Source organism: Nitrosopumilus sp. b3 (genome assembly GCF_014078525.1).
Lineage (GTDB): Archaea > Thermoproteota > Nitrososphaeria > Nitrososphaerales > Nitrosopumilaceae > Nitrosopumilus.
Window position 1 is genome coordinate 1 of the sequence record NZ_MU078697.1, and the last position, 16,123, is coordinate 16,123.

General features: G+C 35.7%; 15 protein-coding genes. 6 read left to right on the forward strand and 9 right to left on the reverse strand.

Annotated features, from left to right (window positions below; translation table 11 throughout):
- From C6990_RS09335 to C6990_RS09345, 3 genes are all read right to left on the reverse strand, one after another.
- Positions 1-377 (reverse strand): 50S ribosomal protein L31e (locus tag C6990_RS09335; RefSeq protein WP_182130726.1); only part of this gene is annotated, 377 nt, incomplete at its 3' end.
- Positions 378-536: a 50S ribosomal protein L39e gene (locus C6990_RS09340; protein WP_048115676.1), complete on the reverse strand. Its 159-nt coding sequence runs from the start codon at positions 534-536 to the stop codon at positions 378-380.
- Between the two features lie 37 nt (positions 537-573).
- Complete coding sequence (locus C6990_RS09345; RefSeq protein WP_182131002.1) at positions 574-1,122, reverse strand: NUDIX hydrolase; 549 nt, start codon at positions 1,120-1,122, stop codon at positions 574-576.
- Between the two features lie 73 nt (positions 1,123-1,195).
- Here C6990_RS09345 and C6990_RS09350 point away from each other — a divergent pair, with 73 nt between their 5' ends.
- Positions 1,196-1,933 (forward strand): 5,10-methenyltetrahydrofolate synthetase, encoded by a 738-nt coding sequence (locus C6990_RS09350; RefSeq protein ID WP_182130728.1) that lies wholly within the window; start codon positions 1,196-1,198, stop codon positions 1,931-1,933.
- On the opposite strand, the gene C6990_RS09355 is transcribed toward C6990_RS09350, so the two are convergent.
- Together C6990_RS09355 and C6990_RS09360 are read right to left on the reverse strand one after the other, a co-directional pair.
- Positions 1,930-4,428, reverse strand: a complete 2,499-nt coding sequence (locus tag C6990_RS09355) for a methionine synthase (protein ID WP_182130730.1) — start codon at positions 4,426-4,428, stop codon at positions 1,930-1,932. The two genes, C6990_RS09350 and C6990_RS09355, sit on opposite strands and share 4 nt — an antisense overlap.
- Before the next feature lie 32 nt (positions 4,429-4,460).
- The gene (locus C6990_RS09360) at positions 4,461-5,423 is read right to left on the reverse strand and encodes a homocysteine S-methyltransferase family protein (protein WP_182131004.1); all 963 of its coding nucleotides are present in this window, start codon (positions 5,421-5,423) and stop codon (positions 4,461-4,463) included.
- Positions 5,424-5,528: 105 nt separating this feature from the next.
- On the opposite strand from C6990_RS09360, the gene C6990_RS09365 reads away from it, so the two are divergent.
- Positions 5,529-6,629 carry an MFS transporter gene (locus C6990_RS09365; RefSeq protein ID WP_182130732.1) on the forward strand — a complete coding sequence of 367 codons (1,101 nt, stop codon included), beginning with the start codon at positions 5,529-5,531 and terminating at the stop codon, positions 6,627-6,629.
- A 33-nt stretch (positions 6,630-6,662) separates the two neighbouring features.
- Here the strand turns inward: C6990_RS09365 and C6990_RS09370 are convergent, their stop codons facing one another.
- From C6990_RS09370 to C6990_RS09385, 4 genes are all read right to left on the reverse strand, one after another.
- Positions 6,663-10,010, reverse strand: a complete 3,348-nt coding sequence (locus C6990_RS09370; RefSeq protein ID WP_255465401.1) for a multicopper oxidase domain-containing protein — start codon at positions 10,008-10,010, stop codon at positions 6,663-6,665.
- 129 nt (positions 10,011-10,139) lie between these two features.
- Entirely contained in the window at positions 10,140-10,898 is a 759-nt protein-coding gene (locus C6990_RS09375; RefSeq protein ID WP_182130734.1) for an ABC transporter permease, read from the reverse strand.
- A 5-nt stretch (positions 10,899-10,903) separates the two neighbouring features.
- Positions 10,904-11,668, reverse strand: a complete 765-nt coding sequence (locus C6990_RS09380; protein WP_182130736.1) for an ABC transporter ATP-binding protein — start codon at positions 11,666-11,668, stop codon at positions 10,904-10,906.
- Positions 11,668-12,693, reverse strand: coding sequence for an ABC transporter substrate-binding protein (locus C6990_RS09385; RefSeq protein ID WP_182130738.1), 1,026 nt, complete (start codon positions 12,691-12,693; stop codon positions 11,668-11,670). The genes C6990_RS09380 and C6990_RS09385 overlap by 1 nt, the downstream gene beginning before the upstream one ends.
- A 132-nt stretch (positions 12,694-12,825) precedes the next feature.
- On the opposite strand from C6990_RS09385, the gene C6990_RS09390 reads away from it, so the two are divergent.
- The 4 genes from C6990_RS09390 to argC are packed head-to-tail and all read left to right on the forward strand — an operon-like array spanning position 12,826 to position 16,121.
- The gene (locus tag C6990_RS09390) at positions 12,826-14,025 is read left to right on the forward strand and encodes an argininosuccinate synthase (protein ID WP_182130740.1); all 1,200 of its coding nucleotides are present in this window, start codon (positions 12,826-12,828) and stop codon (positions 14,023-14,025) included.
- Positions 14,022-14,189 carry an alpha-aminoadipate/glutamate carrier protein LysW gene (locus C6990_RS09395; RefSeq protein WP_014965593.1) on the forward strand — a complete coding sequence of 56 codons (168 nt, stop codon included), beginning with the start codon at positions 14,022-14,024 and terminating at the stop codon, positions 14,187-14,189. Before C6990_RS09390 ends, C6990_RS09395 begins: the two co-directional genes overlap by 4 nt.
- Positions 14,189-15,046, forward strand: coding sequence for a lysine biosynthesis protein LysX (gene lysX / locus C6990_RS09400; protein WP_182130742.1), 858 nt, complete (start codon positions 14,189-14,191; stop codon positions 15,044-15,046). Before C6990_RS09395 ends, lysX begins: the two co-directional genes overlap by 1 nt.
- Before the next feature lie 28 nt (positions 15,047-15,074).
- Positions 15,075-16,121, forward strand: coding sequence for an N-acetyl-gamma-glutamyl-phosphate reductase (argC, locus tag C6990_RS09405; protein WP_182130744.1), 1,047 nt, complete (start codon positions 15,075-15,077; stop codon positions 16,119-16,121).
- Positions 16,122-16,123: the final 2 nt, after the last annotated feature.

Sequence of the window (16,123 nt, forward strand, 5' to 3'; positions counted from 1 at the left end):
TCTTTCTTTGGTGCTTCTTTAGCTGGTTCTTCTTTCTTTGGTGCTTCTTTAGCTGGTTCTTCTACTTTGTCGGATATTTTTTTAGTATCTTTTTCTGGAAGTACTGCCGGTTCTACTTCGTCAGTATATGGAGACACAAGAACATATCCTTCATCGGTTTTACTCATCCTTACTCTAATTTTTCTTGGAGGACTTCTAACACCTTTTGCCCAAATCAAATGAGCAAGGTCTTCCTCAATTTTGATTTGTTCTACTTTCATATGATGACGAGCAAATTCTTTGATCATGTTAATTGCTCTAACAGCCCTATGTTGAGATTGTGAAAGTAAAACCTTACCGAGATTAATTGTATAAACACGTTCTAATTCCTGAGACATCTATCCTACCTCCACATCAGTTGATCTCCAAGCTCTACGTTTTGGATTTGTTCTAACACTTCTCTTTGTTTTGAGAATAATCCAAGCTGGTACGGGTGATGCTTGTCTTGTCTTTTTTAAAAGACGGATTTTTCTTGGAGAGGACTTGCGTGCAGCCATAGTTTTTCAGGCACGAAGAGCTCTTTTTAAATGAATCTCAAAATTTTAGAATATTTCTAATCTGTTTTAGGATTCTTGCTGATGCCCCCCAGACTATTTGATTTTGATACTCAAACGTATACATTTCTTGAATGATATTATGTGAAGGATCCGGATCTTTAGTCATGGTGTGTAAAAATGGTTCAAATGGAATATGAAAAATTTTTTCAACTTCACGATTCGCTGACAGAGGGGGAATTTTCTCAACTACTGAAACAAATGGTAAAATTAGAAATCCCGAATTCAAAGTAACAACAGGTTCAAGTTGACCAATTACCTGGTCTCGAGTAATTTCAAGTCCAATCTCTTCACTAGTCTCACGTAATGCAGTATCAAGAAGATCTGAATCAACATCTTCCATTTTACCACCAGGGAATGATATTTCACCTGCATGGAATTTCATATCCTGAGGTTTTTCAGTCATTACAATTACTGGTTCTTTTCCATAAATTACAACAAGTACTGAAGCCAATCGATATTTTTCATCATAATCAATTTTTGGGTTTATAGGTTTTGAGAGTTCAAATTTTAGATCATCTAAATTCATTTCAATCTTTCCTACAATTCCATATGGGTTTTGGTATTCAAAGGTTTTAACCAAGGTTGGAAGAAATTAGAATATGACAATCAGGTATGAAGCAAATCCACCAAAAATTTTACCTGATGTAGATACAAATGAATCCATTCTAAAATTCATTGAGAAAATAAAAATTATTTCAAAAAAATGTGACGCAGTTCATCTAACTGAAAATGTATTAGGATTTCAAAGGGTTTCACCAATCAAGGTTGGAAAAATTATCAGAAAAGAAATTCCAGATTTACCAATCACAGTTAGTCTAAGAGTTAGAGATAAGAGTGAAACGGAAATCTCAGAGTTTGTAGAAAATTGTATCGCAATAGGTTTTTCAGGAATTCTGGTATTAATGGGAGATCCTTCACAATCAGGAAAGCAAGATTCAGGTCAAATTCCTAGCATGGTTGTAAAAAAGTTAAGAGAGCAAGGGATTGATTCAAAAATTGATTTGTATCTATCTATTTCCAACAAACCCAATTTTTCTAAAATTGGAAAGAAATTAGAATCAAAACCAAAAGGATTCATGACTCAGGTAATTCAAAACATAGAGCAAGTTCAAAATTTATCTAATAATTTAAAGGGATTCTCAGTTATTCCCATACTTTTGTACCCATCACCTAAAAATGAAAAATCTGCAAAGTTTTTGAATTTATATTTAGAATCATACTCTCAAGAATTTGAAGAGTTGTTAGATAAAACACATGAAATAACTGGAGACGTGTTAATTACATCTCCCAGTGATTTTAACGGATTGAATGAATTTTTAAAGAAATTATCTAATTAAAGAACAAAATATTTTGCATCAGGATGGTGAACCACAATTGCTGCAGTTGACTGTTCAGGAATAATTTGTCCAGATTCAGTTAAAGTCATACCAGATTTTTCAGGTTCCAATAATTTCCAGACTAAATGATGTTGAGAAACATCAGGACAGCTGGGAAATCCCCAACTATATCTGAGACCACCTTTTTCTAAATTCAATTCAGATTTAATTCTACGATTCACCCATTCAGCTAAAGCTTCGGCAACTTCAACTGCAAGCCCATGTAGATAATATGCATCAGTGTACTTGTCATCCTTATTCCATTGTTCAATAATATCAGCTACTTTATTTCCTACAGTTACTGATTGGAATGCAACAACATCATCATCACCAAAATAATCAGTCAGACACAAATGTTCAGGTTTTGTAGAACGAGGGAATTCTAATTCCACGTCATCACCGTTAGGATTCTCCACAAGTAATTTTCTGTCTTTATTATGACATTTGAAAAAACCATAAACAACTTCTGGCTCAAAGAGTTTTTCTCTAATTATCCTAATTTTCCATTCAGTTAACAATTGTTCATGATCAGCCTCTGATTCAGAGCCAGCTTTTCCCCTCAAACCCCAAGATAATTTGAAAAGAGATTTTTTATCAATCATAGTCCAAACTTCTGCCATATTGATTTGATCTGCTTTTAATCGAATTGGCTCTCCAATTTTTTTAGGAGTTGGGGATGTTACTGGTTTTATGTCACTTTTTGGAAGTGTGTCAGGATCTATATCTGCCGTAGATTTTTCCTTCCAATTCTCTAGTTTTTCTTTCCAATCTGACAATAGTTTTTGTTTTTGATCTGAAATCAAAATATCCATTGTTTTAAGGCCTTCAAACATGGTATTGCAATAAAATACTCCAGGTTCATAAATTCCATCCTCTTTTGCAATTCTGTTTATGTAATTGCTGTTAATTGCAGCACCACCACAAAGAATCGGAATGGTCATATTGTTTTTTCTTGCATGCTCTACAAAGAATTTCATTTGCTTTGAAGTAGATACAAGTAATGCAGACAAACCTATTGCATCAGGTTTTGTTTCATCAATTTTTTCCAGAAATTTTTGTAACGGAACTTGTTTTCCCAAATCATGTACAGTGTATCCATTATTTTGAAAAATAGTCTTTACAAGATTCTTTCCAATATCATGTACATCACCATATACAGTGCCTAAAACAAGTACACCCTTACTTGTTCCCTCTTCTTTGACTAAATATTTCTCCAGTTCCCCAACTGCTGCCTTCATACATTCTGCAGATTTTAGAACAAAGGGCAAGATTAATTCTCCTGCACCAAATTTATCACCAACTTCTTTCATTGCAGGCAGTAAATCTTCATTTAGAGTTTTAATTGCACCATCATGAGTGATTTCTTTTGCTGCATCAAGGGAAAGGATTCCATCAATATCTTTTACAATATCATTTTTTCCAAGTTTCTCAGCAATTGCAGAGACAACATCATTTTGAATCCCTTCTTTGAGTCTATTTACAATTCTAAAGTTTGAGCGTTTTCCTGCAGGCCAGGAAGGATCAACATCAACTTTCTTTGAAGCATTATTACTTTGAGGTCCCGCATTCTCAAAGTATGTAATTAAATCAGATAGAGCATTTGGATGAGTGTTAAAGATTAGATCTTCAGCAAGTTTTTTCTCTTTCTCATCAATTTCACCATAAGGAATTATCTCTTTTGCATTAACTATTGCAGTATCAAGACCGGTTTTTACTGCATGATACAAAAAGACAGAGTTTAGGATTTTTCTCGCATAAGGTGCAAGACCGAAGCTAATGTTACTAAGACCCAATGTAGTAAAGCAGTTTGGAAATTTTTCTTTGACGAGTCTTATTCCTTCAAGGGTATTTTTCCCAGCATCAAGAAACTCATCTTCCCCTGTTGCTAAAGTAAATGTAAGAACATCAAAAATAAATTGTTCAATTTTTAATCCATATTTTTTTCCTGTTTCAAAAAGCAATTCTGCAGTATCAACTTTTTGTTGAGGGGTTTTGGCCATACCCTCAGGTCCAATACATAATGCAATTGCAGGCAAACCATACTTTGCCATAATTGGAGCTAATTTTTCAAATCTACTTCCATCACCTTCAAGATTTATTGAATTAATTATTGGTCTACCAGGGATCTGTGTAACTGCAAGTTCAATAACTTCAGGATCTGTAGAATCAATTACAAGTGGAGCGTCAATTTCTAAGCTTAATCGTTTTACCAAATTTAGCATAAACTCGCGTTCATCAGAACGTTCAGTAGTTGCAACACAAACATCAAGGCAATGCGCGCCATCCTCAACTTGAATTCTTCCCAAATCCACCAAACCATCATAATCATCTTCAAGAACTAGCTTCTTTGCTTTTCGAGAACCCTGAGTATTGATTCTCTCCCCTATAATCAAGGGGGCAGGAATTTGTTTAAGATCCACTGCTTTTAGTGCTGAACTTACTCTAGGAACTGTCAACGTAGTAAAATCACATCTGATTTTGTAAATACTTAACCCTCGATAGAGTTGGCTCTTTCGTCAATTACTTTCCTCAAGGCTTTGATGTGTTCAGGATTAGTCCCACAGCAACCGCCAATTATTCGAACTCTTTTGTAATCATCAAGAAAATCACCAAGTGCTTTACCCATTTTTTCAGGAGTCATTTTGTAAACTGCTTGCCCCCCATCATTTTCAGGCATACCAGCATTTGGAACTACCAACACATCATGATCATTTTGTTCATCAAGCCACCTTACACTAGGGGTCATCTCAATTGGACCAGTCGAACAATTCAATCCAAATACATCAATTCCCATATCAGAAACAGTCGTATATGCTGCTTGAATATTTGTGCCAAGCAACATTTTTCCATATTGATCCAAAGTAGTATTTGCAATAATTGGAACTTTCTTACCAGTTTTTTTTATTGCATTATGACATGCCTCAATGACTAGTTTTACTTCAAGAATGTCTTGACTGGTTTCAATAAGCAATGCATCTACTCCCCCAAGAATTAATCCTTCAGCTTGTAACTCAAAAGCTTCACGGATTTCATCAAGAGGTTTTTGACCTAAATCAGGATCATTGGAACTTGGAAGATATCCTGTAGGACCCATGGAGCCAATCACATATCGAGGTTTGTCAGCATATTCATTGCAAACTTCTGATGCAAGTGTTGCTATTTTTTTGTTAAATTCAACTGTTTGATCACCAAAACCATATTCATCTAGTTTAATTTTATTTGAACCAAAAGAATTAGTTTCAATGCAATCAGCACCAGCATCTAAATAATTTCTATGAATTTGTTTAATCCATTCAGGATGGGTAATTACTAAACCATCATTAAAGCCATCTTGATTATTTGGAAAGTCTTCAGGTTTTGGATCATATCTTTGAATTTCAGTACCCATTGCACCATCAAACAACAGTATTCGATTTTTTAATGCATCAAGAAAGGGTTCTTTATCAGTCAATCTAATTTCAAAATATTCTGACACAGTTTAACTCTTTTCAGAAAATTACTCAGACAGTTATAGGAGTATGTTGAAATTAGGTGAAATATTTTTTTCTATAGATTTATGCTCAAACTTCAAGTAAACAACCTAGTTCGTAGTGCCACTTTTTTTCAGCATGCTGGGATTTCTATAATCTTTGTTTTCATGCCCGTAATAGCGAAGGGAGTCACAGATTCAATTTTTGAGATTGGGTTGTTAGTAGCCTCATTTAGTTTTGCCCAGATTTTATCAGAGATTTATTTTGGAAGGCACTCAGATAAGAAAGGAACCAGGCTCAAATTTATCAGAATTGGCTTTATCGGATGCGCGATAGCCTTTGGACTACATTATTTTGCAGAGGATCTTACCATGTTTTTCTTGGTAAGAATTGCTGCGGGAATTGCTAGCGGAATTATGATTCCTGCAATGATTGCATACACCTATGAGGCAAACATTGACAAAAAGCGAGCCGCGACAGTAATATCATTTCATGCATTAGGATGGTTAGCCGGAATTGCAGCAGCAGGAATTGCAAATGATCTCAAACTAATTTTCTTACTTAGTGCTGCATCATTTGTAATTGGGTTATTATTTACAATCAAACTACCAAATCCTCAACAAGAAAAAGAACTCAAACCTGGAACTACAAAAAATGTAATTACCAAAAATAAATTTCTTTTTTCATCATTATTACTAAGACATATTGGTGCAGCAGCTGTATGGACAATTTTACCAATAATGTTAATGGAGAGATTAGGTGCTGAGCTATATCAAATATCAATAGTATACGTTGCTAACACATTGACTGCATTTATTTTGATGAATGTAATGGCAAGTAAAATTCATCTATCAAATGTTACCAAGTTTCAAATCGGTATTGGCTTTACAACTTTTGTATTTATTGGATTGACACTAATTACTGATTGGTGGATGGCAATGCCATTTATGTCGCTTGTTGGTGCAACATGGGCATTTTTGTTTATTGGTGGGAATTTCCATTTGATGGATAACAATCCACGTTCCACATCAACAGGAATATTCAGTTCTACTTTATCAATTGCTACCGTAGTAGGGCCAGTAGTTGCAGGAAGTATTGCATATCTATTTGATTATGTTGCAGTAATGTATTTTGCAATTGCAATAATTATTTGTGCATTTGTAGTATCACTAAAGATTAGAAAATAAAAAAGAAAAAAAGGAAATTTGAAGTTATACTTTCTATGGTGATTTTTGTGCACTACTTAGTTGACCAATGTAGGCGGTTACATCACCACATGAGCCTACAGAACTACATTCAGAAACTGTTTTGTCAATCCATCCATCATATACATTTGGAATTGTTACAATTCCTTGTCCACCAAATCCATCATAACCAATGATTCTATCATCAGAATCAACAGAACGATCTGCAAGTATGATAGAGCCAACAATAGATGCATCATTAGTTCCTAAATCATTATCAGGGTTTGGATCTACAACATGTAGTGCATTTGAGAATTTACTGGACACATATGCATAGTATCCACCTCCATCTTTAGCACCCCATTGAACGCCATGGCAACCAGGATCACAATCAAATATTGCAGTTACTGTACCAGGATCTGCTGTTAAATCAACTACACCAATTTTACCACCCAAAGTCAGGGCTGTAACCATCCATTGATCATCAGGACTAATTGGAGTTTGAATTGGCAATCCTACAAGTCCCTGCCCAAATGCTGCACCTTCAGCAAGCCAATCAATATGGCCCAAAGTAGAACCATCAGATGGATCTAGAGCAGTGTTTGAATTTCCTAGGAAGTCAGCAGTATAAAATACTGAATCATCACTTTTCATTCCTGTTGCAATTGGACCATACAAGACTGAATCGGATCTATCAACTGTATTTGAATTAAGATCAATGATTGATGCTTTCAAACCCAGAAAGTCGGGAGTGACAATATACTGACCTGAACTACTTATCCAATGCCCATGAGGATGAGAACGGAATCCTGTGGAAATCTGTCTTGTCAGTTCGTAAGTGACAGGATCAAATTCATTTACAGTGTCCTCACCATTGATTGCAACATAGATTTTGTCAGTTACAGGTGAAGTCATAACATGTGAAGGAGATTGTCCAGTGAAAACTTCTTTGATAAGTTCACCACTTTCCCTATCAATTATAGCCATTTCATTTCCAAACCATTCAGTTTGGTAAATGACTTCATTCTTTGAATCAGTCCACATGTTATGAGGATGGTTCATGTTGATTTCAGGAAGTGCAATCTTTCTTTCAACATCCCATGTTCCAGTATTCACCACAGTAATCGTTCCAGGTTTATCAGCCGGAGTTCCATCATGATTCTTGTTGACTGTTCTCTCAAATTGGGTATCGACCCAAACTTCTCCAACTCCATTAATTGATGGATCAGAAACAGCTGGTATAGGAATATTAGAGCCTCCTAATGCAAATCCTTCCACACTTGCTGGAGTACCTCCATCAGATTTTGTTAATCCAAGTTCAGTAGCTGCAAATATTGTTGTAGGAGTATCATATGCTAAGGCTCTTACTACATCTTCAGAATCAGTAGTTACCAAAACTGGAGGCAGACTTACATTCCAAGTAGGTTGAGTATAGTCTTTCCAGTTATTTGGATCTGTGATTACATAGAATGTTGTTAGAAGAGATTTTGCCAAATCATGTGTAGGTGGAATAACTGTTGGAAAGTCAAGTGCTGTAGGATCTACGTTACCAGCCCTAGTTAGAACAGTCAAACTTGGTGACAAGTCTAACAATGGGAAAGGTAAATCAGAATCACCACCAATCAGCAATTTTGTATTTGGATCATCTACTATTACTGCACTGAACATGTATGGATGTATCTTACAAACAAAGACATACAATCCAGGAGTATTCAATCCTGTGGGTACACCATCTTTGTCAGTTAGAAGTGTAGAACCTCTAATTCCTAATTGTTGATCAAAGTGACTTATGTCACTTCCAAGAACAGAATCTGCAACATTTAGGATTCCATTTCCTCCTAAACGATCAGCATCTGTCGGATAGATCAAAGTGGTGATGGTATGTTTTGTCTGAGAATCTTTCATTCCAAAGAGTACAGTTTCTCCAGGATTGATTACTGCAAGTGAACGTCCTTCTGAATTAGTAAAGTCAGTTTCAGCTGCAGGATCTACTGCAAGACCAAGTGCTTCACTAATGTAACCCAAGGAGAAACCTGTTCCATCTCGAGCATTTATTGGAACACCAACTGTGTCTGCAAGATAATTATCCAGATCATCAGCAATTCCTGCATTGAGTGTTTTCATCCATAATCCTGGTTCATCACTTAATGTGAATACCGCACCAATGATTGGAATATCATCGCTCTCATATTCTGGTAAAACTGCCATCATACCACTCATTCCTTCTTTCATATGATCAACAAAATGACAGTGGTACATCCACATTTCTGCACCATCATGAGTAGTATCTGCATCATCATTATCACTTGCTTGGATAAGGAATGTATGTCTCTGCAAAGGAGTGATTTCCTTTACGTCAATAACATCCTCTTCAGATGCTTTCTCATGAATATCTTCAGTCCAGCGGTGTCCATGCATATGGAATGCATGAGTTTCTTCACCCAATCCTAAAACATGGATTCTGTAAATTCCTCCTTCAACAGTAGTTAGATTTGGATTTGTCCAAAGTGCAGTTTCCCTTACTCCAGAATCACCAGAATAAGTGGTAGTATCATAATCAATTTCATTTCCATAGAAAATTCGTTGACCTAATACATCAGATGAAACCATCCAGAGAACAAAGTCTTTTTCAATGTCTTTTACTTTGACATTTTTGATTTTTCCAGAATTATCATCAACCAAACCATTAACTTTACCGTTTGCTGGATTGATAATCACAGTACCAAACAGACCAAGTTCTTCAGCACCAATTTCATTAATTGCAAAAGTATGATCATGATATGGCCATGCTCCAGATGTTCCAGGGGAAGCAATCCAACTATACTGAATATCTTCTCCACATAATGCACCAGAATCACCATTCATGTTCATTCTTCCATATGTTGCATCATCACTAATATCATATTGAACACCATGCACATGAATTCCTAGCATTGATGTTTCAGAGTATGTTGGTAATGCACCTAATGGATGATCAACACCATCCACAAATGTTTCGTCACATGCATTGTTGATTAATGTAACATTTGCCTCATCACCTTCTGTAAGGATTATTGTAGGTCCAGGAATTGTAGGATCTGTAGAATAAACACCTTCATCAACCAAATTTCTCACATTTGATTTTTTCTTATCTTCATTGTCATCATCATTGTCATTACTGTCTTTGATGAGTTCATAATCGACCATTCGATAAGCATAAAGACCATCAGGCATTGCTACTGCTTCAATAGTGATGTTATGTGTAGTGCTTTTCTTTGCTTCAGCTGCAAAAGGAATTTCAGAAGTTGTTGTAAATTTGTTGTTTTCAAAATCAAATGCAAAAACAGAAGTTAATGCAATTGAAAGTATAACTGTCGTCATTATCATTGTATTTGTTCGTTTCATAAGTTATTGGTACAAAACACAAATAGAGATAATATAAGTAATTATGTTATTCATACTTTGATCCGATGATCGCATATCATCATATAGTATCATTAGAGAGTAGTATGATTATTCACAAATAAGTAAAAACTATCTTAATCCCCAACGAGACATGACTTTATTTTCAAGTCTTGTAAATACAACACCATCAATTGCCAATCCAATTCCCATTATCACCATCATTATAGCAATAACTTCTGATACATCATTTAGAGAACGCCCTGCATTTAGCAAAAATCCAAGTCCTAAGAACGAAAATAGTATTTCAGCACCAATCACTCCCCTCCATGCAAATGCCCAGCCTTGTTTGAATCCTGAAATCATGTATGGAAAGGCTGCGGGAATCAAGACTGCAGTAATGAGCTGGCTACCTTTTGCACCCATATTTCGGGCAGCCTCAATAAAGTGAGGATCTATATTTTTGACTCCAGTGTAAGTGTTGATAGTTACTGCAAAAATTGCTCCGATTGCTGTGACGAAAATTATTCCACCATCTGTTAACCCAAACCAAAGTATTGCAAGTGGAACCCAAGCAATTGATGGGATTGATTGCAATCCCAAAACCAATGAGCCAACAGTTTGATTTATCGCCTCAATTCTTGCCATAAAAATTCCAAGAACTATTCCACCGGCAATTGCGATTGCCAATCCAATAGACAACCTCCACATACTAGTTGCAATCCCATAAAATAGACTACCATCGGAAGCACCATATGCCAAATCTTCTGCTACCTCATAAGGTGATGGAAAAATATTATCAGGCCAAATTCCACTCATCGCAATAATTTGCCAAACAACAACAATTCCAATGTAAAATGCAATTCTATGAGGTGTAAAATTTTTTGCCATAATAATCAGCCTTTACTTTTTTTTACCTCAGGTCTTAATTCTGCTAAAATATCTTGTTGAAATTTTAGTAATGCTTCATCTTCTGTAACTCTAGGTCTTGGAAAATTATTATCGACTTCTTTTTTAATAACTGATGGACGATTACTAAAGATTGCAACTTTGGTTCCAAGAACTGCAGCTTCTGAAACATTGTGAGTTACAAATAAGATTGTCTTTTTGGTCTTTTCCCAAATTAACTGCATCTCAACTAATAGCAAGTCTCTAGTTTGTGCATCAAGAGCTGCAAATGGCTCATCCATTAATAATACATCAGGATCCATCACTAATGCTCTAGCAATAGCTACACGTTGTTTCATTCCAGTTGAAAGTTGAAAAGTGTAAGAATCTGCAAATTTAGTAAGTTGCATCATGTCAAGATATCTATGAGATATCTTTGCTCTCTCCTCTTTTGGAATTCCTGCCATCTTTAATCCAAATTCGACATTATCTTGGACCTTAAGCCATGGGAATAATGCACCCTCTTGAAAAACCATTATTCTCTCAGGTCCTGTTTGGGCAACAGGATGACCATCAAACAATATTTGTCCCTCGTCAGGAGATTCCAAGCCTGCAACTATGCGTAAAAATGTTGATTTTCCACATCCTGAAGGTCCAACCAAACACACAAAGTCTCCAGCCTCAACTTTGAGGTTTACACCACCTAGTGCTTTTAGTTTATGAGAATCATGACTAAAATATTTTACAATATTTTTTGCCTCAAGTTTGGTCATTACGGGTTTTCCTCCAATACGGAATTTGAATTAAGGGGGTAAAAAATTCCAGCTAAGTCATATCCATTTCTTCCCAAATACCCAAGTGCATCAGCTTTTTCTGCAAAAGAATACACAGAATCAAGTAGAGGATCAGAAGTTATTACAAGATTGGACAAAGCAGTATCAACAACATCATCAGACAGAGATTGTCCCAAGTGTGATTTTAAAAAATCATTAAAAATAATTCTAGTTTCTACAGGATTTGCATTGATCCAATCTGCAGTTTCATAATGAGATGCCACAAGATCAGAAACAATCTTACGATTTTTTTCAACGTAATCCACATTTGCAATTAATAGAACAGATGCAAATTCATTGTTGGGCCACAATTCTTCTTCGTGGAATAATCTTTTTCCATCAAGTTCGGTTTCTAAAATTGTAGCCCATGGTTCTGCAACCCATGCACCATCAATATCTCCTTTTACAAATAAAGTATAGATATCAGGATTTGGAATATTATAAACAATGACTGAACCCCCTTTTTCTGCAGTCTTCAAACCATTTAGGGAAAGGTAGTGTCGTAAGGATACATCTTGAGTGTTTCCAATTTGAGGTGCAGCAATCTTTTTGCCAGCAAAATCAGATGAAGATTTAATTTCAGATTGAGGATGAACGATAAAGCTTGCCCCACCACTTGCAGCACCTACAAGAATCTTGACATTATGATTTTCCGAATTTAGAAATCCGTTTATTGCTGGTCCAGGCCCAGCATATGCAAGATCAATCGAATTGGCAAATAGTGATTCTATTGCTTGAGGACCACTATCAAAAACACGCGTTTCAATTTGTATATCATCCCCAACACTTTGTTCAAAAAAGCCTTTTTCCATCCCAACAATAGGAATAGCATGACCAATATTTGGAAAATATGCAATACGAATTTTATTTTCATGTGTGATATCACTGGAATTTAGAGATATTCCAACTGTAATTATCAAAATTATTCCAACAATTCCTGTTGAAACAATTGATCGAGTTTTCATAAAACAGCGTTATATTTGGCGGTTAAATAATCATCGAATTTTAGCTCAAGCTAGTCAGAAATTTTTCAAAAATAATTAGTTTTCAGGCTATCACAAAAGATAAATTCCAAAATACGACGGAAAAGTTGTTTTATGACACAAAAAGGAATTCTTGCATTTTCTGGAGGACTAGATACATCAGTAGTTGTAAAATATTTGCAAGAGGAACACGACATGGATGTTATTACAGTAACAGTAGATGTAGGTCAATGCGATGATACTAAAAAAATTGCAGCCAAAGCAAAAAAACTTGGTGTAAAAAAACATTACAACGTTGATGCTAGAAAAGAATTTGTTAAAGATTACATTTTTCCATCAATTAAAGCAAATGCTCTTTATCAAAAAAAATATTGTCTTGCAACAGCTCTTGCACGACCACTAATTGCAGAGAAAGTATTAGAGATTGCAAAAAAAGAAAAAGTTACTTCGCTTGCACATGGATGTTCAGGTAAAGGAAATGATCAAGTAAGATTCGACATCACATTACGTTCTGGCTCAGATCTTCCAATTATTGCTCCTATACGCGATAAAAATTTAGACAGAGAAACAGAATTAAAGTTTGCAAATAAACACGGAATAGAAATTGATGCTGTCGCTAAAAGATTCAGTATTGATCAAAATTTGTGGGGACGTGCAATAGAAGGAGGAGTACTAGAAGATCCATACAATGAGCCACCAGATGATGCATTCATTTGGGTCAAAACAAAAAACTTACCAGACAAAGCATCATACCTAGAAATTAAATTCGAAGAAGGAATTCCTGTTGCAGTTGACGGAAAAAAACTAGAATCACAAAAACTAATTGAATATATTAACAAAAAAGCAGGAGATGCAGGTGTTGGAATAGTTGATCATATTGAAGACAGAGTTGTAGGAATCAAATCCAGAGAAGTGTATGAGACTCCAGCTGCCACATGTTTAATTGAAGCTCATTCAGATTTAGAAAAAATGGTCCATACAAAGCATGAAAACAAGTTCAAATCAATAATAGATGATGAATGGGCATATTTGGTATATTCAGGACTTTGGCAAGATCCATTAAGAGCAGATCTAGATGGATTTATCGAGCAATCACAAAAACCTGTTTCTGGAACTGTCAAATTAAAGATGTTCAAAGGAAGTCTCAGGGTTGTTGGAAGAAAATCAAAGAATTCATTGTACAGTCACGAAATTGCCACATATGGTACAGAATCAACATTTGATCAAAGATTGGCTAAAGGATTTGTGGAATTATGGGGAATGCAGTCAACAGAAGCTAATAAATTACAAAAGAAAAGGTCAACAAAAACATGAACTGCCCAGAATGTGACGCAACACTAAACATCCCAGATGATGCCTCAGTTGGAGAAATAGTCTCCTGTCCTGATTGTGGCGCTGACTTTGAAATCTCCAAAAAAGACGGATCAAATGTTGAGCTTAAACAAGCAGAAACCGTAGGCGAAGACTGGGGAGAGTAATGTCAAAAGTCTGTATTGTGTTTGACCGCCTAAGAGCGGAAGAGAAGATGCTACAAAAAGAGGCATCAGAACTAGGACATGATGCAGTAATGCTTGATGCAAAAATTACTCAAATTAACACAGATAGTAAAAAAGAAGACTATGATTTTGGAGATGTTGTTCTAGAAAGATGCGTCAGTTATTTTAGAGGCCTTCATTTTACTGCAAGTTTAGAGTTTTTAGATGTCCCAGTTTTAAACAAATTTGAAGTTGCACATATTTGTGGAAACAAAATGTTCATGACTCTGCTTTTAAAAAAAAGTAACATTCCAACTCCAAAGACCTATTTTTCGTTTTCAAGTGAAAGTGCAGCCGAGAATTTAGAAAAAGTAGGATTTCCTCTAGTCATTAAACCTGTAATTGGTAGTTGGGGACGAGGAGTTATGCCATTAAAAGACAAAGATACCATGGAAGCAGTTTTTGAAATTAGAGATATTACAGATAGCCCACATGATAGAATTTACTATTTACAGGAATTAATCAAGAGGCCGCCAAGAGACATCAGAGTAATCACAGTAGGTGATGAACCAATCGCTGCAATGTATAGAAAATCATCAGGCGGTTTTAAAACAAACATTGCTCTTGGGGCAGATTCTGAACTTTGTGAGATCACAAAAGAGATGGAGGATATGGCTACAAAAGCATCAAAAGCAATGGGTGGAGGAATTTTAGGAATAGACATGATGGAAGACGATCAGAATGGGTTAGTGGTACACGAAGTAAATAATACCGTAGAATTCAAAGGATTAGCAAGAGTATCACAACGAAATATTCCAAAAGAAATGGTAGAATTTGCTCTAAACTACGTTAGGAAATAAATTATACTCCTTTGCGAGGAGGTTTATTATGAAAGTAGGTGTAGTTGGCGCATCAGGTTATGTAGGTGGAGAAACACTTCGTCTACTTGTTAATCATCCAGATGTTGAGATCGGTATGGTAACATCAAGACAACATGTTGGAGAATATCTTCACAGAGTCCAACCAAGTTTGAAAGGATTCACAGATCTGATGTTCTCTGAATTAGATTATGATAAATTAACTGATCAGTGTGATCTAGTATTTACAGCAGTTCCTCATGGAACTGCAACTGAAATTGTAAAAGCACTCTATGACCGAGGAGTCAAAGTTATTGATTTGAGTGCCGATTACAGATTGCACAATCAGGAAGGATATGACAAATGGTATGGCTGGGAACACCCACATCCAGATTACTTACCAAAATCAGTTTTCGGAGTACCTGAATTACACCGAGAAGAAATTAAAAAAGCACAGCTTGTTTCATGTCCAGGATGTATGGCAGTAACATCAATGCTAGCACTTGCACCATTAATTCGAAATAACCTAATTGACGAAGATCATATTGTAGTTGATTCCAAAATTGGATCTTCTGGTGCTGGATCAGGTTCAGGAACTGCACATGCAATGAGAGCTGGAGTAATTAGACCATACAAACCTGCAAAGCACAGACATACTGGGGAAATAGAACAAGAGCTAAGTGAAATTGCAGGACATAAAATTCGTGTCTCAATGAGTCCACATGCTGTAGATGTAGTTCGTGGAATTTTATGTACAAATCACACATTCCTGAAAAAAGATATCGATGAAAAAGAATTATGGAAATTATATCGACAAACTTATGGTGAAGAAAAATTCATCAGACTAATTAGAGATAAAAAAGGATTATACAAATTCCCAGATCCAAAATTCTTAGTTGGTTCAAACTTTTGTGATATAGGGTTTGATCTTGATGAAGACAATAATAGATTAATTGCATTATCTGCATCAGATAACTTGATGAAAGGTGCAGCAGGGTCTGCCATTCAAAACATGAATGTAATGTGTGGTTTTAATGAAATGGATGGACTTAGAAATACACCGTTAACTCCTGTTTAGAA